Origin of the sequence: Oceanospirillum maris DSM 6286 (assembly GCF_000422865.1) — a bacterium.
Classification (GTDB): Bacteria; Pseudomonadota; Gammaproteobacteria; order Pseudomonadales; family Halomonadaceae; genus Oceanospirillum; species Oceanospirillum maris.
The window spans coordinates 1-19,809 of the sequence record NZ_KE383938.1 but is presented as its reverse complement, the minus strand read 5'-3'; the positions used below and the strand labels follow the sequence as shown (position 1 = coordinate 19,809).

Genomic DNA, 19,809 nt, shown 5'->3' with positions numbered 1-19,809 from the left:
AATTCCGCTGTAAGATGTCCAGGGAATAAAGTGGGGCTTTTTTATGTGCTCGATAGAACTTTTTAAGATGGCTCGCCCATCAAAACACCAATAGCATTACTTAAAGCCTCGCTGCGCTCAGGGTCGCGGAACTGAGCAATAATCAATGTGCGTAGCCCAGGTACAAAGATCAGGTCTCGGACAATGTTGATAAAAGCTTGCTCGCCAGCGGAACAGGTCGCTAATTTCTCTAAATAGATTTTTAACAGAGCTGGGTTTTCTAACGTTTCCCATGCACGAGCGGCAATCACCGTTAATATCTCAATATCTTCACTGTGTACGCTGTTCAGCACTGCCTCAACTAAATTATCTCTAAGGCCCTTAGCCTGGCTATGACTCACACCGCGAATAGCGGCGGCTAGGGTTAAGCAGTCGGCCTCTGGATCTGTGGTCAGCGTATTGGCGCGATCACAAATGGCCGAGGCCAATTTATGATTGATGACCTCATTCTCAAGGCAGCGACATAGAGCGCCAAAGGGAATATCTGGGAATTGTGCGATATGTTTCGTTACGTCATCGGCGTTGTTCTGCTTTTCAAGACGAACGGTGAAATCGGCAATGCCTTGCAAGCCGACATCTTCCCAATCATCAAATTCACGCTGCCCAGTAAAGTATTCTTCCGCTTGATCATGGAAACGAGACGCAGGCTGACCGAGTGCGAGTTTGGCTTTAGCGTTAAAGATAGCAAGACGCTCTTGGTCTGGGGTGAAGGCGATAGGGTTATCCTTCATGATATTTTGTGCGTGTTCGTTCTCTTGTTCAGACAGGTCTTTTGCATTTTGGCCGATGGTTTCTAAAAGGCGCTTTAGGAATTCATCACGAGATGCTTGGATAATAAAACCTTGCTCATCCAGCGGAAACTGTAGAAACCAAATAAAGTGTTGCTCAGGGGCTTGAGGATACCAAAACAAAAGACCTAAACGAGCGCGATACATATAAGGTTGCGGGTAAGGCAGCTCGCATTGTTCAAAACGAGAAAACGTATTAGCGGACACCAAAGATACCCGTCGACCCATATCAAAAACGCGAAGATGGGCGCCGGTTTTATCGAGAAAGTCGGTAAGCGTTGTGATGTCAGACATAGGTTTTCCTATTTAGCTAAGCCGAAGAATATTCTGGTTATGCAGATCTTTATACTGATCTTTTAGAGCAGTGAGAGATTAAAGCTTTTGACGATAATTCTCTAGTGCCTACGGTCTTCATTGAGTGTTATTCTTGTTCGGCATTGGTTGAAAATTGAACAGTCCCTTGTAAGCATGATACACCCTAGGGATAGAAGAGTTGTCCCATAATTATCCACAGCTGTTTACCGCATTACTGTGAATAGCTGTATCAAGGTGTTACGTATTTCTGTGGTGTCACCGCAAATAGTGATACTTGGTCGTTGATAGTAGAAAAAGTGAGATAAAACAGACTGTTATTATGTTTTTATATACAGTGTTTCTTTTTTTCTAAACGTTTGTTCACCTGAAGCTTGACCTGTTAAGTGCGATGCATTTATGGGAAATAACAGTATACTCACTGCAAAACCCCAGCCTATTCAGTCTTTATCCACAGGGTTATGCTAAAAAGCTTCGGGCAGATGTTTTCCACAGATAGCACTTGATTCGCTAGCCTTTAGATAAGGTAAATTGAGATCTAATATTATGAGTACAGATGATTTGCGCTACCACATCCGTATTATTTTGCATGGTAAAGAGGCACAAAATGTTGCTTTGCGTGATGCGGTGCGTTTGTTGCGAGATCATCGCTATAAAATTGATGTGCGAGTGACTTGGGAGGAAGGTGATGCCCGTCGGTTAGCCTATGAGGCTCGGCAACTAGGTGTTGATACGGTTATTGCAGCGGGAGGTGACGGCACCGTCAATGATGTTGTGAATGGCTCAATGGCCGCAGAGCCGTTATTAGCCATGCCTTCGCTTGGCGTGATTCCCTTAGGCACCGCCAATGATTTTGCAGCTAGCTGCCGCATTCCTTTGGCTCCTCTGGAAGCGTTAATGCTGGTAATAGAAATTGCCCCTGTGCCGATCGATATCGCGAAGGTGAACCATCACTATTTTCTGAATATGGCTTCTGGTGGCTTTGGTGCTCAAATTACAACCTCAACACCGGATGAACTAAAGCGCGCCCTTGGTAGCCTAGCTTATCTATTAACAGGTATGAGTCAATTTACCAGTATTAGCGCGGTGGAAGGTTCGGTGACAGCCCCTGATTTTAATTGGCAAGGAGCCTTTATGGTTCTAGGTGTGGGTAATGGGCGACAGGCCGGAGGTGGTCACGAGCTTTGCCCTAATGCTTTATTGGATGATGGTTTATTAGATCTGAATATTTTGCCAAAAACCGATCAACAGACGCTCACCAATACCCTGCAGTATTTTATGCTAGGTAAGGGAGAGGTGATGCAGCAGCAGATGATTCACCGCCGTGTACCTTGGCTTGAAATTGAAGCAGAGCAGAGTATGAACTTTAATATTGATGGTGAGCCAGTCTCCAGTAGTCGTCTGCGGTTTGAGGTTCAGCCCAACGCGCTACGCATACATTTACCGAAGCTGGCTCCTTTGCTAAAGGTGAATCAAACTGGGTCTTCTTAATTATTTCACTTCATGATTTTTATGGTGGTTAACAAAATCGATAGCGGCATCTAAGGCTTCTTTTACCTGCTGATGCATCACGTAATGGTCTTCATCTTCCATAAAGAACCCCATATCAACCTCAAAGCGAATATATTGTGGCGGCAGGCTGTTTAGCGCGACACAGGCGATATCTTCAACGTAGTCTTGCTTGGTGTTATCAGGCAATAGGCCTCGCTCTGTTAGCTCTTCAATGATTAACTTTTCATAATAGTTTTGAATATTTTGAAGTAACATGACATACCCCTATAGATGACATCTAGTTTTAGCACTCTGGTGAGTCTTTAAGCTATTACCCACTGTATACGCGGGCTTCTGCTTGTTCAATATGGTCAGACATACCTTGTAAAATAAGCGTGTCGCCGCTCTCTAAGCGGAACGATGCCTCTGGCTTTTCAATATCGAGATCCTGACGGTTAACCCGTAGGACCTTAACTTGCCGATGATCAAAATTGAGCTCATTTAGTGTTTTATTCGCCGCAAAGCAGCCGTCACTAATTTTCACAGGATGCAAACGTATAAGTGGATTACCCTCTTTGTCTAGCAGCTGTGATTGTCGCCCATGGAAGTAACCATGAAGCAATTGATAACGTTGCTCCCGAGCGGTTTGAACCATTTTGGCAATTCGACGAAATGGAATCTGCATCTGGGTCATTACATGGGTCACAAGCATTAAACTGCCTTCTAATGCTTCTGGGATGACTTCCGTTGCACCTTCTCTTTTCAAGTCTTCTAAATGACTATCGTCACTGGTACGAACGACCACGGGAATGTCGTCATCTAAAGCTCTAACGCTTCTTAGAATACCGAGGGATTGTTCGTACTCGTTAACGGTAATAACCACTAAACTGGCTCTGTGCAGGCCTGCGGCCTCTAGTACATTTCGGCTAGAAGAGTCGCCAAAGAAGGCATTTTCGCCACCGCCAGTCGCCTCTTGAATCCGAATAGAATCATTATCTAAAGCAAGAATGGGTAAATTTTCTTTACGCATAAACCGTGCGACAGTCTGCCCAACACGACCAAAGCCACAAATAATAATATGGCGACTAAGCTCTGATGTGGCCTCTGCAAGCTCATCCGAATTGTGAGGGCTTGGTTCTTCATGGGGCTTATTTGGCATGATCAACTTGCAAATATGGGCGTTGTATCGAATCAAAAACGGGGTTGTAGCAATAGAAAAAACAATAATAGCAACGACTAGGCTGGCAACTTGAGGTTCCAAAAGATTATTAGTTAGTGCCAGCGTTAAGAGTGCAAAACCAAACTCACCGCCCTGGGCGAGTATCAAGCCGGTACGAATGGATGATGAACGTTCTTTGCCTAATAAGTGCGCTAAAATAGCGATTAACACCGCTTTGGATAAAACCAATCCTAGGCTACCGAGTATGACCCAGTGAATATTGCTGATTAGGATGTGATAGTTCAACTCCATACCAACAGTGACAAAGAAAAGTCCCAGTAAAATATCCCTGAACGGACGAATATCCGCTTCAATTTGATGTTTGAAATGGCTCTCGCCCAGCATCATCCCCGCAAGAAAAGCCCCTAAAGCCATTGATAAACCAAAGGCATGGGTGATCCAAGCGGCGGTAAGTACGACGAGTAACACTGTCATTACGAATAATTCTTCTGATCGAGTTTTACTGACCTCATGGAAAATAAACGGCATTAGCCACTTGCCCACCGTTAACATGACGGCAAACAGTACAAGGCCTTTGAGTAGAATTAGGCCGATCTCGAAAGAGAAACTGTTGTCGTTCGTGCCCGCAAGAGCGGGAATCATAATTAGGAAAATGACGGCGGCAAGGTCTTGGAATAGCAAGATACCAATGGCGGCATGGCCATGATTACTATTAAGCTCGTTCCAGCGGGTTAGCTCTTGGGTAACAATGGCCGTTGATGACAAGCCCAAGGCACCGGCAATGATCAAAGATGTTTCAGAGCTGAAATCGAACAGAAAATACAAAATAGACCAGAAAAATAGACTGCATAAAACAACTTGTGCACTGCCCAATCCAAATACCGTTTTACGCAGCGCGTTCATTTTACCCAGGGAAAATTCTAGCCCCAGAGAAAACAGTAAGAACACCAAGCCAAATTCTGATAAAAAATGCAGATCATTAGTTTTGGGTATTAGCTGCAGGGCATAAGGGCCAATTAAAAGACCGACCATCAGGTAACCAAGAACAGGAGGAAGACGTAAGCGGCGTAAAAGCGCCGTAGAGACCACGGAGCCGCCCAAAATGATCATGACTTGATTAAAGTAGTCAGTGTTTTCTAACATCCGCAGCCTTATTTTTGTCGTTATCGGGATAAATCATTTTTTGCTGGTCAGGGTAAAGATAACCTTACTTCAGGGTAATTGTTGTTCAGAATAATCATTGTATGACAAAAAGAAAATACGACTTGTGTGATGGTCTGTGGTAAAACGTAAAACCCTACCCTGTGGAAGGTTTTTATTTTGTTTCACGGAAAACTTATACCTATCGGTAAGATGATTCGTCTATTCCATTAATGCTAAGATTGCGAACCCTGCGTCCCTTAATAAAAATAATAGGTTGCAGGGATGAACAATAAAAAAGATGGCTCGACGCGTTACGACGTAATGTGATCACCCACCGCTAATAACAAACAGATAAACTGCAGCATTTATATTTGCAGATGATTAGGGTTTAGATGAATAAAAATAATAATGCATCGACCGCTGAGCGTATCCTCGACATTGCGCAGGATCTACTTCAGCGGCAGGGCTATAACGGTTTTAGCTACCAAGATATTGCTGAACGAGTGAACATCCGTAAAGCAAGTATTCACTACCATTTTCCTTCTAAAGGGAACCTTGCGGTTAGCCTCTGTGCTCGCTACGTCGATCAGTTTCTTGAACGACTGCATCAGTTAGATGCTAAGCACAGCAGTTGCTTGACTCGTATCCGAGAGCTAACGCGGGTTTACAGTCGAATTATCAAAGATAAAGAGAAGCTTTGTCCTGTTATTATGTTCTCTGCCGAAATAGAGGCATTGCCTCAAGCTGCAAAAGAGCATCTGCAACGCTTTACCTGTGAAACAGAGCGCTGGCTAGGGCAGACGTTAGAGCAAGGCCAGCACGCCGATGAGCTGCAGTTTTCTGGTAGCTTTCAGTCTCAGTCGCGAATTTTATTAGCATCCTTGCAAGGAGCGATGCTTGTGGCGAGGGCTTCCGGTGATAGAGGGCACTATCAGCGTATTGCCGATGACTTGTTAAAACAGTTACAGCGTTAGCCTTTAACACGTTTAAATACCATTGGAAACCTTAGATCACAGGTAAGAGCTATTCCCGTGAATCGCCTTTAGGTATGATGCCTCTCAACGTATATCTGTAAGGAAGAGGTTTTCAATGAGTGATCAGCCTGAATTAGCAGTAGATTGGCAAAGTCAGATTGTACGAGATGCCGCTATCGCTTTATTCAAAACAGAACGCATACGGCGTGATGTTTATACCTGGCCGCTGATAAATGGGCTGCTAGAACGAGAATGGCTGAAGCAGACCAGTAACGATAAAGAGTATTGTTTAACGGCAAAAGGGCGTAGTCAGTATCCTAAAATGCTAGATAACCAGTTGCCTAAATGGCAGGAACTAGCGCTTTCCGGTATGTCGGTTAAGGGTGATGAGCGATCTGCTTTTATGAAGCGGCTTGAGTTTGTTCGTACTAATACCCGTTTTGATCTGCCGGTGTGGATTAATAAGAAAAGCTTTAATACCTTGTATGGCGGCGATGAGCAGGCTGAGATTTCAAGCGAATTACAAAGCCTACTGCCTAAATACCGTATTAGTGAAGATGCGGTACTGCGCATTCGCGGTACAACGGATATGCATCTTGTTCGTAAAATGATGAAACCGATTCGACTTGGGCCTATCTTGCAGCTTATGTCCCATGCGGCGATTCCCGAGCGGGATGTGATGGAGCTTACGGAAGTTGATGGTGAGCAGCCTTATATGGTTATGACCGTCGAAAACTTATCTGTGTTTACCGATATGGATATTCCTGATCATCTTATGCTGGTTTGGGCACCCTTGGATTATCCTGATTTAGCCATTCATATCATAAAAATGATGCCGCAGTATGTGCCGCACATTCATTTTGGTGATTTGGATGCGAGCGGTTTCGCCTTGGCTGAGCATATTGCTAGTGAAACGGGTCGTCCGGTACGTCGGTTTTTACCAGAATTTTGGCAGGAATATATCAATGAATACGCTCAACCTTGTATGGATCATGCTGTAAAAGGGCCAACTTGGCGGCAAGCGATTAGCTCTAATGAGCTTATCCGCAAGTTAATGTTACGCAAGGAGTGGTTGCCTCAAAGTGCTGTTTTATTAGACCCTCGTCTAAAACAAGAACTTTTAGGTGTGATGAACTAACCCATTAATATCCGTTGGTTAAAGGCCAAAGAGGGAGGCTATGAGTGATCATGATGCTTTGGTAGCTATGGCGTCAGGGGTAACCCATGCAGTGAGTACACCTTCTTAAACCATGGGCGGTGATTTACGCCCTTTCTCTTTTTTTTCCTTTTTCTCTTTTTGCTTCAAATCTGCAAGAGTCCCCATACCGTGACTGATCGCTTGGGCGATTCCACGGAACGTGGCATAACTAGACGCATCTAATTTTTTATTGCTGCCTGTATTGTCGGCATAGAGGATACCGGATACATCCCCTCGCAATAGAATGCTGGATAAGACAAATTCATCAGGTTGCTCTAATGCAGACCACAGACCTTTAGGCAGTTGAGGTACAAAGCGTGCCTGTGTCTCTTTGGTTACCCAAAGGGCCGCCTGCTTACTTAATAGCTTACCAAAGAGATGTTGGTTATCGGCAGATAATGCCATTTCACCAAAGGGTGTATTGTCAGTGAATCCCTTGGCATACACACCTTTCACGGCACCCTCTTTTTTTGATTTCATAAAGAGAATACAGCGTGTTAACCCCAGGTCAAAGTTAAGCACCTGACTTGCACCATCCATTATTTGATGGATAGAAAAAACCTGCTGCTGTTTAACTGTTTGCAAATAAAACAGCTTAAATAATGTGGTACTGACTGCCGCCTGCTTTATCGGTTCTGCTGCTTTTTCTTTTTCCTGTACTACTTTTTCCTGTACTACTGTTTCCTGTACTACTTTTCTCTGCACGGGTTTTTCTAGTGCTATTTTTTCTAGCGCTGCAGGATGCTTAGCACTACTTAATTCAGCCCGTTTACGAGTATCGCTAGACAAGTCTTTATAGCGTTTAGCTTTGGCGATAGTCTCCGCCGATGGTATCTCGGGTTTTGCCAAAACCGTTGGCGCTTGAATTGAGCGCCTTTCTAAGGCGGGGTGCAGTAGTTTTATCGCTGGCGACCAAACCCCTTCAAGTACATGCGCTTTGGAACAGTGCACCGCATTTCGGTGTAAGAAAGTGATGACATCGTTTAAAGGACTGTTCAGATAAACTGAAATCATCCGCTCGATTCGGTCTGTTTTTGGTGTCTGCCAATTAACTGCTGTATTTAGCGCTAACCAGTGGGCAAAAACGGCTGCAACCCAAGGAGTTTGCAGGAAAATATGTTGCGCACGCTTTATTTCGGGTGCAAAACCATCCTGCCAAGCTGATGCTGCAAGGGTTGCCAGCATTTTTGGCGACGGATTGAGCAGTTTATTAAGGTGCTCTTGAGTAAACTTACTCAGCTGCCAATCCTTGAGCATTGATCGAGTCAGTTCTTGAGTGGTACAGCCCAGTATTTCTTTCTCTACGATGTGGCGACTTTCACCGGTAAGCACGCGTTGTTCAATCCCGTGATAGGTCTTTGGTGATGCCAGAGAGAGTAGCCAAAAAACGGAGCTTAAGCGTAAAGAGATCCAGTAATGTCCTTCACCGCTACCGCTGTTCTTTTTCTCTGCAATATAGAATGCTTGAGTCGCCGCGTGCAGACTGATATTCAGTGCTTGTAAGAAGGCGTTATGGGTAACCTTCTTAGGATCAAATTGAATATATTTGATATTTTTCAACAAAGGCTGAAGCTTATCCATCCCTAACAAGGATAGTGCATGGGGCAGCGACAACACATCGTTTTCAGGCGTGGTACGAATCAGGTTGGCTTGGGTGAGCAACTGGAAAGAAAGAACCGGATCTTCTGCAACAATAACCTCAATATCCCGCAGAGAACAATCAGGATTTTGAAGTTGTTTCTTCAGCTGTTGACCTGTATTAGCAAGTGCCGGTAAAGAGACTTTAAGTAGCTCTTTGTGCCAGTGCTTAAGGCCTTTTGCTGTAGATGCTTTCTGAGCGTTAGCTTTTAAAGACATGCAGAATTCCAGAGTTCTAGCCCAAGGTGCAGACTTGTCAGATATAAAACAATACAAGCGGTTGTCAATATTGTAACCCAGATATCTTAAGGTTTGTGCTTCAGGGTTCGGGTTTTTAGTATTTGTTTGTAGATTGAGGAATGAGAGGTAGAGCAGAGGTTATAAGCCTCTTTTTTAATTAGATTTGAAACGATAAGAGACCCTAAAAAGGGTCTCTTATTTCAAACAGTTTGACCGTCATTCAAGTGCGGCTTGAGCACTTGAATTGGCTTAAATAGCTGGCTAGCGGTTCGCAACTTGCTCAAACTCATCCTGAATTTCTTTAGATGGTTCAGGAGTCACCAAACTGACAGCATAGATAGCGATCCAAGCAAGAATGAAGCCCGGTACAATTTCGTAGATGTCGAACATACCACCAGTTAATTGTTTCCAGATAACAACCGTTACACCACCTACAATGATACCCGCTAGAGCGCCGTTACGAGTCATACGCTTCCAGAACAGCGCTAATATCAAGGTTGGGCCAAATGCGGCACCAAAACCAGCCCAAGCGTAAGAAACCAAACCTAATACAGAGGAATCTGGGTCACGGGCAAGCAGTAGAGCGATAGCCGCAATAGCAACTACAGCAATACGACCCACCATAACCAGTTCTTTCTGAGAGGCATCTTTACGGAATAGAGATTTGTAGAAATCTTCCGTTAGTGCAGAAGAACACACCAAAAGCTGAGAATCTGCAGTCGACATAACCGCTGCTAGAATAGCTGCGAGTAATATACCGGCAACAACAGGGTGGAATAGAGCGTTAACCAATACCATAAATACGGTTTCGCCATCACTCAGACCTGCATCAAGATAGCTAACAGCGCCAAAGCCTACAAAGCAAGCACCTAGCAGGCTGATTGCAGTCCAGATCGTTGCAATACGACGAGCTGCAGGGATATCAGCTTCGCTACGGATCGCAGAGAAACGCGCTAGGATATGAGGCTGACCAAAGTAACCAAGACCCCAAGCAACCAAAGAGATAATGGCCACTGCAGTGAGTGGCTCACCATCCATGCCGCTAAACATGGTTAGGAATTCAGGGTTTTTCGCTTCCATCGCAGCAAATGTACCGGACATACCACCGGTTTCACCGAGTAGGATGACAGGAACGATAACCAAGGCCGCACACATCATTAAGCCTTGAACCAAGTCAGTCCAAGAAACCGCTAGGAAACCACCAAAGAAAGTGTAAGTGATTACAGCAAGAGTACCAACCAGCACCGCAGTGAAGTAGTCCATACCAAATACGGTTGCGAAGAGCTTACCGCCTGCCACTAGGCCAGAACTGGTATAGAACAGGAAGAACATAAGAATAAAGAACGCAGAGATAATACGCAGAAGGTGAGAGTTATCACGGAAGCGTTTCTCAAAGAACTCCGGCAGCGTTAAGGAATCGCTTGCCAATTGGCTGTATACGCGTAGGCGACCTGCAACGATCAACCAGTTCAACCATGTACCGACAAGAAGGCCACCAGCAAGCCAGAAGGCTTCAAAACCTGCCGCTAGAGCATAACCAGGCAGACCGAGTAGCAACCAGCCACTCATATCAGATGCACCAGCAGATAGTGCCGAAGGCCAAGGGCCTAAGCTGCGGCCACCTAGAATGTAATCAGAAAGATCCTGTGTTCTGCGGTATGCATAGATACCGATGCCCAGCATTAGGGCGATATAGACCACAAAGGTCCATCCAACAATCGCGTTAGTTTCTACCATGGTAGTTTACCTTTATGTGCAGACTCTCTAGTTATTTTTATGGGCACACCGACTGGTGTTTCCGCTAACCTCTCAACAGGAGGTTTTAACCCAACCAGCCACATTCGATAAAGAACGGGATTTGATTAAGGCAAGCCGTCTTTTAATTCGATATGACAGGGCATAATGTCTGTAATATCTACTGAGCGTAGATGATTACATCTATTTTTGCCTAATTTGAACCATTTCCTACCCTAGGAAATGGTACTTTCTCAGTGTGTTTTATGAGAAAAAAGACACAAAGCGAAGGTATAGATTCCCACGCTAATGCCACTCTATTGTGATGAGTGCGGGGCTTCTTGCAAAAAACTGTGGTTTTTTTGCAAAAAACTATGAAGTTGAGATGAAAAAACAATCAATGCTTATTTCTGTACTGGCCTGGCGTTAGTTGATAACACCGCTTAAATGCATTACTTAAGGCGCTTTGACTGGCAAATCCAACTTGTTCGGCAATATCATTAACTGCTGACTGAGAACACTGTAAGAGTCGTGCTGCTTCCTTGAGCCTAGCTTGAATTAGGTATTGATGTGGTGTGATGCCGACAACATTGCGAAACATAATATGAAAATGGCTCCCACTCATACAGGCAACATCGGCTAGCTGGGAAACGGTGATTTTTTCCGCAAGATGGTTAGCTATGTAGCGGTCAATCAAGTCGAGCTTAAGCGTTACGCGATCAATCTGCTTTAATGGGGCTTCTTGTTGGAAAATACGTTGGTGCAGTCGGTGTAAAAAGGCAAAGGCAAGGAAGTCTGCCGTGCCGGGGTCATCATTGAATAGCGCGACTTCTTTCAGCATAAAGGAAAGAAACAGTTTTAGATTGCTATCAATATTAAAATAACCGGGAGTATCAAATAGGCGGCTTAAATCAATCACACTACTTTGCAATAAAGGGTGCTGGTGGGGAAGGTCGATAATCAGGTGGTTATTCGCACCAATACCTTCGTAATAGTGCGTGTGCTCTGAAGGAACCAGGCATCCTTGCCACGGGGTGACGATGCCTTGATTGCCTTCTATTTCAAATTCAGCCTTGCCAGATAGAGCCACAACTAGTTGATGGTATTCATGGTCATGGTTCAGACAACTGTTGGGAAGTCGGTTTACGCGGATCGCCGTATTCATGGGTCGCCTCTTGGACCGATTTAAGGGTTACGCTGTATTGTACGACTTTGGTTTAGTGGGTAAAGGACTATTTTGCTAACGATTCTCATTAATGTAAAACTATCGACCTAAAAAGTGATAGGAGAAATAAAACCTTCGGGCTTAATTGCCAGAACAGAGCAGTCTAACTCTAATAAAAGTGACTCCGCCGTATTGCCTATGACGATACCGCGAATACCAGCTCTGCCAAGAGTTCCCATTACAACCAAGTCAGCCTTTAGCTGCTTAGCCATTTTAGGCAACTGTTGAGAAGGTGCTCCCTGTATCAAGTGGGTAATTGGAGCGATATAGTCATAATTCTTTTGATCAAGCTTTGCTTTCATATCATCAAGCAGTTGATCCATCGCCTGTTTTTTTCTTTTATATTCAGCTAACTCTAAGTTACGTTTGAGTTGCTCTGGTTCGCTGGACCAAAGACTTAGCGCGCCAGCTTCCAGAGAGTCGTATACCGTAATCAGATGCAAGCTTGCAAAGTCTGATAGGGATAGGGAGCTTGATAGATCCATTATCGTGTTGTTTAAGGCTCGACTGCTCGGGTTTTCATCACTATCAAAATCTACCGCAGCCATAATGGTTTGATAGTTACCTTTGTCATCTGGTTTTGACAGCCAAACTGGGCAGGGACACTTACGTAATAAATGTATGTCTTCACTGCCCAGCAGACGTTCAAGCCAGCTGGGGTTTTCAGCTTCTTTAACAACAAGGTCATAGCCATGATCTAGAACAGCACGAACCACTTCAACGGTTATTTTTCCTTCACGTACAAAACAATCAACTACGGTTTTATTATTTAGAGATGCTTTTATCTCGGCTACTTTTGCTTCAATCCGTTTTTTTATTTGATCTAAAGCAATTTTTTTATCTGGTACATTAATATCTTGAAAAACAGATATAACGGTAATATTTGCGGCATTATTTTCGGCTAAATTCAGCGCCCTGATTAATGAATTAGGGGTTCGCTCTATTTCTGGACTAATGATGTACAGAATTTTTTTAAAACGTTGCATATCAAGGCTACCCCTATTTTTTGTTAGCTGTCATTTTAATGGCTAGCTGTTCCATTATTATTTCTGTTGTTCTTTCTGCGGCATCTTTATAAGGTTCCAGTGTTAAATCAATACCCGCTAGCTTTAGCTCTTCTGAATCATAAGCATTATGTGACATAGCCGCTATCTGGCCTGTAAAGCCGGTACTTCTTGCAATCTGTACTAATGTTTTTCGAGCGTCTTCTGACGTTAAGCCAGTGACATGCTGGGGAATAGTAGAAATAATCCACTGTGCTGATCGAACGGGAAGCTCATTGATAAACTCGGCATCTGTTGCGTCACCGTATTCGGCATTAAGTTCTATAGCCTTCCAACGTTTAACTGCTGTTGGATTGAAATCAATACCTAAAACATCAATACCCTTTTCTCTTAATATTTGAGCCGTTGCCGTGCCTAGACGGCCTAAGCCAAAGATAATAACAGGGTAAGTATCAGAGGCGCTGTCTGTGTTGTAGCTAAGTTCTCGAGGTGTATCTTTTCTTTCGAAAAAACCAAGAACAGGCTCAAATAGATCATAAAGCTGATGCGAGTAAGTGATCATGTAGGTTGATGCGGCAATAGTAATAATCCCTACGAGTGTTACCAGTCCCAGAACATCCTGCCCAACATGGCCTAGGCTAATTCCCATCGCAACAAAGATCAATGAGAACTCACTAATCTGGGCTACGGTTAAACCCGCCAAAAAACCTGTGCGTTTTTTGTAGCCTAATATACCCATAATAATCAAAACGATTAATGGATTGCCGACTAAAATAAACAGTGAGAAGACAAAGGCTCCAGTAAGATGATTGCCAAGCTGTGATAGATCTAATGTTGCCCCTAGGGCTATAAAGAAGAAGAGTAAAAGAAAGTCTCTTAGCGGGCCTAAGCGCGCCGCGATGGTTTCTCTGTAAGGTGTTGATGCTAGTGCTATACCGGCAAGTAGTCCGCCTACTTCCATTCCTAAGCCAACATAACTGCCTAATGCTGCAAAGAATGCCGCTTGAGCAATGGCATAAATAACCAATAATTCAGGGGTTTTTGCCAGTAGTTCTGTCAGTGCATCGGCAAAGTAGCGTACAAAAATAATAACAAAAACAACCAAGCCAATACCTGATGCGGCGACACGAATAATACTTGCTTCTTGACCGACCCCTGTTGAACTAGACCCTATGCCGATGGTTGCTAACATGATCATGGCTAAAACAACGACTAAGTCTTGTACGATAAGAAAGCCAAGTGCTATTTGACCATGTAACGCGTCAATTTCCCGCTTATCAGAAAGTAGTTTGACGATAATAATGGTCGATGAAAATGTTAAGGCGATGGCAACGTATAGGCTTTCTAAAGAACTTAAACCTAACGCTAAACCAATGCCATAGCCAAATAATGAGGTAAAAAGAACTTGGCCTAAGCCTGTTAGAATGGAAACGCTACCAATAGATCGAATCAGCTTTACATCGAGCTTTATACCGACCAAAAATAGCAGAACGGCAATGCCAAGTTCTGAAAGGAGTTCAATCTGTTCTTTGTTGTGAACAATATCGAGTACTGAAGGGCCAGCTAATAAGCCTACAGTAATAAAGCTTACGATCAGAGGTTGGCGTAGCAACTGACCTATAAAGCCAATAAATGCAGCCATCACTAGGAGTGCGGTCATCTCCATAAATGGTGAGAGTGCAATAAAATCAAGCATCGTATTCAATCCTGAAATTAAGCCATACAAGATGGCAAATAATTAGTAGTGGCGGCTTCTGTATCTATTCAGTGCAATGTTATTGCGGCTTTCGCTTGGTCAGAAGTTCTCTAATATTGAGTTAGCACGTTAAGACAAAGAATAAATAGGCTAGTTCAATTGATTGATTGATTAAATTGTTACATTTTGTTTAAAAAAATAAAGTATTGGTGAGAAATTGACCCTGTAATTTAGTCGGAATTAATAGCGCTGTTTTAAGCTATGCCTTCTGCTCTTAATAGTCGAAAGGTTGTGGTAGGTTTTGATAGAAGAGTTTCTATTGGTAATAGATGATATTGGCATAATTGACATGGCTGTATTTATAGTCGTTATGGCCGTGCTTATAAAAAGAGGAGAGGGGATAGATTAGCTCAAAAATAAAAAAAGACCCTCAAGAAAAAGAGAGCCTTTTTTGACACTAAAAGATATTAAGAATACTTAAAGCGAGCTAAAGTATGCGGCCAAATCGGCAATATCTTGATCACTCAACGCTGCTGCTTGAGGATTCATAAGCATTGCAGTGGGGCCGCCACGCTGACCTGCTTTATATGCTTTAATTGCATTTTCAATATACTGAGCTTTTTGGCCGGCTAGATTAGGGTACATCGGAATCATGCTGATACCATTTGCACCATGACATGCTGCACATACCGCTGCTTTTGTCTTTCCTGCCGCCGCATCACCTGCAGCCATTGTCGCACCAGAAGCAGTCATCATAACGATACCAGCAACAGCTAATAATTTTTTCATAAAACTCACCTTAGGTTTTTATCATCAAGCTTTTTACTATTGTCATTAACAGACTTTACGGGTGAAGTCTGTTAACGGTTTTTAACTATGCGGGTCATCAAATCAGAAGCCATCGCATCTCACATTGGTTTAAATCATATTTGCCCTAAGAATACTCTTTTTTGGTGATAAAAAAAGGCGGTCATAGGTCGCATACCAACCCTAGGTCTATGCCGATGAGTCTTATACAACGAGAGTTTTAGGTATTGAGGTTCAAGGTGTCGCTGAGGGCTGAAGCAATCGAGGTTTTTGCATATGCTGACGGGGAATCCAGTCTCCAGCTTTTTCTTCACCGGATTTACCAAGGTGGTAGCTTTGCAGTCCATCGGGCTGAATGTAGTAGCGAATGGTACCTGTTTTATCTAGGTGATATTGTTCGATAAAGTAAACAGGCTCAACATCAATCGATTGATACATTTTAAATCGATACTGATTCAGAATCTCCCCATCACTGGTCACCATTAGCGCCCCTGTTGAACTGTCCTTGTATTCTTTTTTCAACTGAATTACAGCCGGTGTCCCTTGTTGACTTTGCTTGTCAAATAAATAGCGAATACCCAATGCTGCAGAGGGTTGATCAATGAAGAGTGTTTGGAAGTTTTGAGTCAAAAAGTGAGCGGCTTCAACACGGGTGGAAATATGGTTTACATCATCCATATCTGGGGACACGCTGTAATGGAATCTCCCGAAAAAAAGTTCATAATGCTTTTTATCTTCTTCGTAGTTGATTAGCACTTCTTTAAGTTCAGTTCCTGGGAGTGTACGCATCATAAAGCTGTCGGAGTGGGTTGACACAATGCTGCCATCTTCAGCTTCGTCAAACAGTGGACGATAAACCAGTTCCTGAGGCCCAGAAACATAGGCACGTACCAGTAGCGATTGTCCTTCGCCTATAGGGTTAAATACACGTTCAATGGTCGCACGATTAGGGTCTAGCTGTTCTGATAGCAAAAGACGAAAATGTTGCAAAGCATCGTCAGATTCTTCAGAGCTATTGGCACCAAAAGAGTTCTGCGCAGTGATAGGCAGAAAAAGCAATAAAATTAGGCTAAAGACGTATTTAATAAGTGACATTTTATAACAGCAAGCTGATTAATTTAAATTGACTGTAACCATTCTAGGCACACTAAGCTAGCGGTAATTCAAGCATCTTGCGTGTAGGTGGCATTAAATGTTTACTCTGCTTGCTTACGTCAAAACTCTAGAGATGCCATGTTAAAATCATGGCCAAATAACAACTCACCTATTGTAAGGATACAGTGTGCGCGCAATTCCTGTGGTATTAGCTTTTATACTCGCCATCTTAGGGAGTACCGCATGGTATTACCTTGAGCAAAATAGTCGCAATAATTTTATCTATGGCGGGATGCCGGAGCGAACGGAATCTGGCTGGCAACATTGGTATCGTGTGTTGCGTAATGATGGTTTTATGGTGGGTTATTCTGACCTGCGGTTGAATCCTATGTGGTCAACCTATTGGCTACAAGAGCTAACGGATGCACAAAAGCAGCAAGGCTATAAGCGCCCCGGACAGTTTAGTGAAGATTGGCGTACTGTCTGGCGAGTGAAGCATCAGGATTATACCCGTTCTGGTTATGATCGAGGCCATTTGGCGCCCAACTATGCAATCTCTCGTCTTTATGGCAAAAAAGCCCAAGTTGAAACCTTTTTAATGACCAATATCGTGCCGCAAAAGCCAAATCTAAACCGTAAAATTTGGCAGCGATTAGAAGAGGCTGCGGTGGATCATTTTACCAAACAGTTTTCCCGTGTCGCTGTTATCACTGGCCCTGTGTTTGATCAAGATATTCAGCGCTTGGATAGCTGGGTAGAAATTCCTGATGGCTTCTATAAGATCTTTGTTGGAATTAACACACAAGGCAAGGCTGAAAGTATGCTGGCTTTTTTAATGCCTCAAACGGTGCAGGGCAATGAGTCTTTAAATGCGTTCGTCGTTAGTGTAGATAAAGTAGAAGAGGTTACCGGTTATAACTTTTTTAGCGAATTGGATGATCAGGAAGAAGCTAAACTGGAGTCTTTAGAGATTGATCCGCGTTGGCGTCTATGGGAGGTTGCACGAAAACCATCGCGTTATTAGCCGTTCGTTTAATCAATAAATACGACTAATCAATAAATGCTACGGATTTATGCAGAAGATGGTTGGGGCTTTATATGGAATATAAAAAAGATATAGGAGATGGAAAAAGGAGAAGGTGTGAAAAAAGGGAGGGTATAGGAATTTGCATTGAAATGGTGCCCAGAAGAGGACTTGAACCTCCACGACCATACGGCCACTAGCACCTGAAGCTAGCGTGTCTACCAATTCCACCACCTGGGCTCAATGCTTTGAATCTTTATATCAATCAGTTGTAACGTTTTTTATCTAAACTAGATCTAAATATTGGTGCCCAGAAGAGGACTTGAACCTCCACGACCATACGGTCACTAGCACCTGAAGCTAGCGTGTCTACCAATTCCACCACCTGGGCCGAACAACTGAGCGCATATTATAGGGGCGGATTTTGTTTGCGCAAGACATTTTGCCACAAAAAAAGCCTTGAAACGCAAATTCTTTCGCTATGCCGTATAATCAATGTTACTTTGTTGAATACATAAAAATAGACGAAAAAAGAAGATATAGATTGATAAAAAAGGTAAACGATATGACACGTTGGTCAGTAAATCAGGACCCCCATGCCGACAGAGAAGCCACCAAATATAATAACCCCGTGCCAAGTCGCGAGTTTATCATGGAATGGCTAGAAAACTACGGGCGACCCCTGACCCATATGCAGCTTTGTGAGCGTATGGGGCTAACTAGCGATGATGATATAGAGGCACTACGCCGTCGTTTAAAAGCGATGGAACGAGACGGACAGTTACTCAGTAACCGTAAAGGGGCCTATGGCCTGATCTCTAAAATGCAACTGGTTAAAGGACGCATTGATGCACACGCTGATGGATTCGGCTTTTTAGTTCCTGATGAAGGTGGTGAAGATCTGTTCCTATCAAACCACCAGATGAAATTGGTTTACCACGGTGATTATGCCTTAGCACGAATTGTGGGCGTTGACCGCCGTGGACGAAAAGAAGGCGCTGTTGTCGAAGTCTTGCAGCACAACACAAAAGAGATTGTTGGTCATTACAAGATTGAGCGTAATGGCATCGGCTATGTACAGCCAGATAACCCAAAACTGCACCATGATGTGTTAATTCCCGCGGGCAAAGATGCAGGAGCACTTGACGGTCAGATTGTGAGTGTTGCTATCACTCAGCAGCCTGCACGTCGTGCCCATGTGCAAGGTGCTATTAAAGAAGTGCTTGGCGACGAGATGGCACCGGGAATGGAAATTGATATCGCCATTCGCAAGCATAATATTCCCCATGAATTTCCAGAAGAAGTGCTTGAGCAGATTCGCAATATGTCGGATCAAGTTCAAGACGCCGATAAACTGGATCGAGTCGATCTGCGTCACCTGCCCTTCGTTACTATTGATGGCGAAGATGCTAAAGATTTTGATGATGCGGTTTACTGCGAGAAAAAACGCTTGGGCAGTTGGAAGCTGTTTGTGGCGATTGCGGATGTTTCTCACTATGTTGGTGTGGATACGCCGTTGGATCATGAAGCCCATCGTCGTGGTAACTCTGTGTACTTCCCTGGGCAAGTGGTTCCTATGCTACCGGAACTGCTCTCCAACGGTCTGTGCTCTCTAAATCCTCATGTTGATCGCCTCGTGATGGTTTGTGAAATGAGCATTAGCGCCAAGGGTGAGATCAGCCGTTACCGTTTCTGTGAAGCGGTTATTCAATCCCAGGCTCGACTGACTTATACCCAAGTGGGCGCATTACTTGAAGATGAGCATCATCCCGATGCGGCTATCTTTCAAGAGAAGCATTCTGATCTTATCAGCACCATTCATGATCTTTATGGCTTGTACAAGCAGTTGCGTATTGCCCGTAGTCAGCGTGGTGCTATGAGGGTGTTCATAGTTCTGTGTCACCCATTGCTTACAGATCTACGTAACCGTCGATCCGTCCTTCGAAGTGGATGCTCAGCTGCGATAGCGTCAGATTCCAGTTTTGCACCGGATGCGTCCACTTTTCTGATGCTTTTAACATACCGGCGTACAGCAGTTTGAGCAACGCGTTTTCATTGGCGAAGCCTCCCTTGGTCTTGGTCAGTTTGCGGAACTGGCGGTGTACTGCCTCAACCGCATTGGTCGTGTAAATCGCTTTGCGCACCTGCTCTGGGTACTTGAAGTAAACGGCCAGATTCTCCCATTTACTCCGCCACGATTTAATCACCAACGGGTACTGAG

At 43.9% G+C, this 19,809-nt stretch carries 15 protein-coding genes, 2 tRNA genes and 1 pseudogene; 5 read left to right on the top strand and 13 right to left on the bottom strand.

From position 1 onward, the window contains the following. Positions 1–62: 62 nt before the first annotated feature. Complete coding sequence (locus G517_RS0115970; RefSeq protein WP_028305235.1) at positions 63–1,121, bottom strand: DUF3549 family protein; 1,059 nt, start codon at positions 1,119–1,121, stop codon at positions 63–65. A 564-nt stretch (positions 1,122–1,685) separates the two neighbouring features. On the opposite strand from G517_RS0115970, the gene yegS reads away from it, so the two are divergent. Then, entirely contained in the window at positions 1,686–2,630 is a 945-nt protein-coding gene (gene yegS, locus G517_RS0115965; protein WP_028305234.1) for a lipid kinase YegS, read from the top strand. Here the strand turns inward: yegS and G517_RS0115960 are convergent, their stop codons facing one another. Together G517_RS0115960 and G517_RS0115955 are read right to left on the bottom strand one after the other, a co-directional pair. Beyond that, entirely contained in the window at positions 2,631–2,906 is a 276-nt protein-coding gene (locus G517_RS0115960) for a late competence development ComFB family protein (RefSeq protein ID WP_028305233.1), read from the bottom strand. It lies immediately after the preceding gene. 55 nt (positions 2,907–2,961) lie between these two features. Continuing rightward, positions 2,962–4,953, bottom strand: a complete 1,992-nt coding sequence (locus G517_RS0115955) for a monovalent cation:proton antiporter family protein (protein WP_028305232.1) — start codon at positions 4,951–4,953, stop codon at positions 2,962–2,964. 392 nt (positions 4,954–5,345) lie between these two features. Here G517_RS0115955 and G517_RS20325 point away from each other — a divergent pair, with 392 nt between their 5' ends. Together G517_RS20325 and G517_RS0115945 are read left to right on the top strand one after the other, a co-directional pair. After that, on the top strand, positions 5,346–5,927 hold the full coding sequence (locus G517_RS20325; RefSeq protein ID WP_051206506.1) for a TetR/AcrR family transcriptional regulator: 582 nt from the start codon (positions 5,346–5,348) through the stop codon (positions 5,925–5,927). Between the two features lie 115 nt (positions 5,928–6,042). Next, complete coding sequence (locus G517_RS0115945; RefSeq protein ID WP_028305231.1) at positions 6,043–7,065, top strand: hypothetical protein; 1,023 nt, start codon at positions 6,043–6,045, stop codon at positions 7,063–7,065. 105 nt (positions 7,066–7,170) lie between these two features. On the opposite strand, the gene G517_RS0115940 is transcribed toward G517_RS0115945, so the two are convergent. The 7 genes from G517_RS0115940 to G517_RS0115905 all read right to left on the bottom strand — a co-directional run bounded on the left by G517_RS0115940 (position 7,171) and on the right by G517_RS0115905 (position 16,564). After that, positions 7,171–8,982 (bottom strand): HDOD domain-containing protein, encoded by a 1,812-nt coding sequence (locus G517_RS0115940; RefSeq protein WP_028305230.1) that lies wholly within the window; start codon positions 8,980–8,982, stop codon positions 7,171–7,173. 282 nt (positions 8,983–9,264) lie between these two features. After that, positions 9,265–10,740 carry a sodium/proline symporter PutP gene (gene putP / locus G517_RS0115935; protein ID WP_028305229.1) on the bottom strand — a complete coding sequence of 492 codons (1,476 nt, stop codon included), beginning with the start codon at positions 10,738–10,740 and terminating at the stop codon, positions 9,265–9,267. A gap of 394 nt (positions 10,741–11,134) precedes the next feature. Next, a complete protein-coding gene (locus G517_RS0115930; protein ID WP_028305228.1) occupies positions 11,135–11,902 on the bottom strand; it encodes an AraC family transcriptional regulator in 768 nt (255 codons plus the stop codon). Between the two features lie 107 nt (positions 11,903–12,009). After that, a complete protein-coding gene (locus G517_RS0115925) occupies positions 12,010–12,948 on the bottom strand; it encodes a universal stress protein (RefSeq protein WP_028305227.1) in 939 nt (312 codons plus the stop codon). A 13-nt stretch (positions 12,949–12,961) separates the two neighbouring features. Next, a complete protein-coding gene (locus G517_RS0115920) occupies positions 12,962–14,662 on the bottom strand; it encodes a cation:proton antiporter (protein ID WP_028305226.1) in 1,701 nt (566 codons plus the stop codon). A gap of 477 nt (positions 14,663–15,139) precedes the next feature. After that, entirely contained in the window at positions 15,140–15,451 is a 312-nt protein-coding gene (locus tag G517_RS0115910; RefSeq protein WP_028305225.1) for a c-type cytochrome, read from the bottom strand. Positions 15,452–15,703: 252 nt separating this feature from the next. Beyond that, positions 15,704–16,564 carry a hypothetical protein gene (locus tag G517_RS0115905; protein WP_028305224.1) on the bottom strand — a complete coding sequence of 287 codons (861 nt, stop codon included), beginning with the start codon at positions 16,562–16,564 and terminating at the stop codon, positions 15,704–15,706. 187 nt (positions 16,565–16,751) lie between these two features. On the opposite strand from G517_RS0115905, the gene G517_RS0115900 reads away from it, so the two are divergent. After that, positions 16,752–17,588 (top strand): DNA/RNA non-specific endonuclease, encoded by an 837-nt coding sequence (locus G517_RS0115900; protein ID WP_028305223.1) that lies wholly within the window; start codon positions 16,752–16,754, stop codon positions 17,586–17,588. 153 nt (positions 17,589–17,741) lie between these two features. Here the strand turns inward: G517_RS0115900 and G517_RS0115895 are convergent. Continuing rightward, positions 17,742–17,828, bottom strand: a tRNA-Leu gene (locus G517_RS0115895). A 64-nt stretch (positions 17,829–17,892) separates the two neighbouring features. After that, positions 17,893–17,979 (bottom strand) — tRNA-Leu (locus G517_RS0115890). Positions 17,980–18,069: 90 nt separating this feature from the next. On the opposite strand from G517_RS0115890, the pseudogene G517_RS21155 reads away from it, so the two are divergent. Continuing rightward, positions 18,070–19,413: pseudogene (locus G517_RS21155) on the top strand (ribonuclease R family protein); the annotation flags it as partial. 85 nt (positions 19,414–19,498) lie between these two features. On the opposite strand, the gene G517_RS20575 reads toward G517_RS21155, so the two are convergent. After that, on the bottom strand, positions 19,499–19,809 hold a 311-nt coding region (locus G517_RS20575), incomplete at its 5' end, for a transposase (protein WP_169447921.1).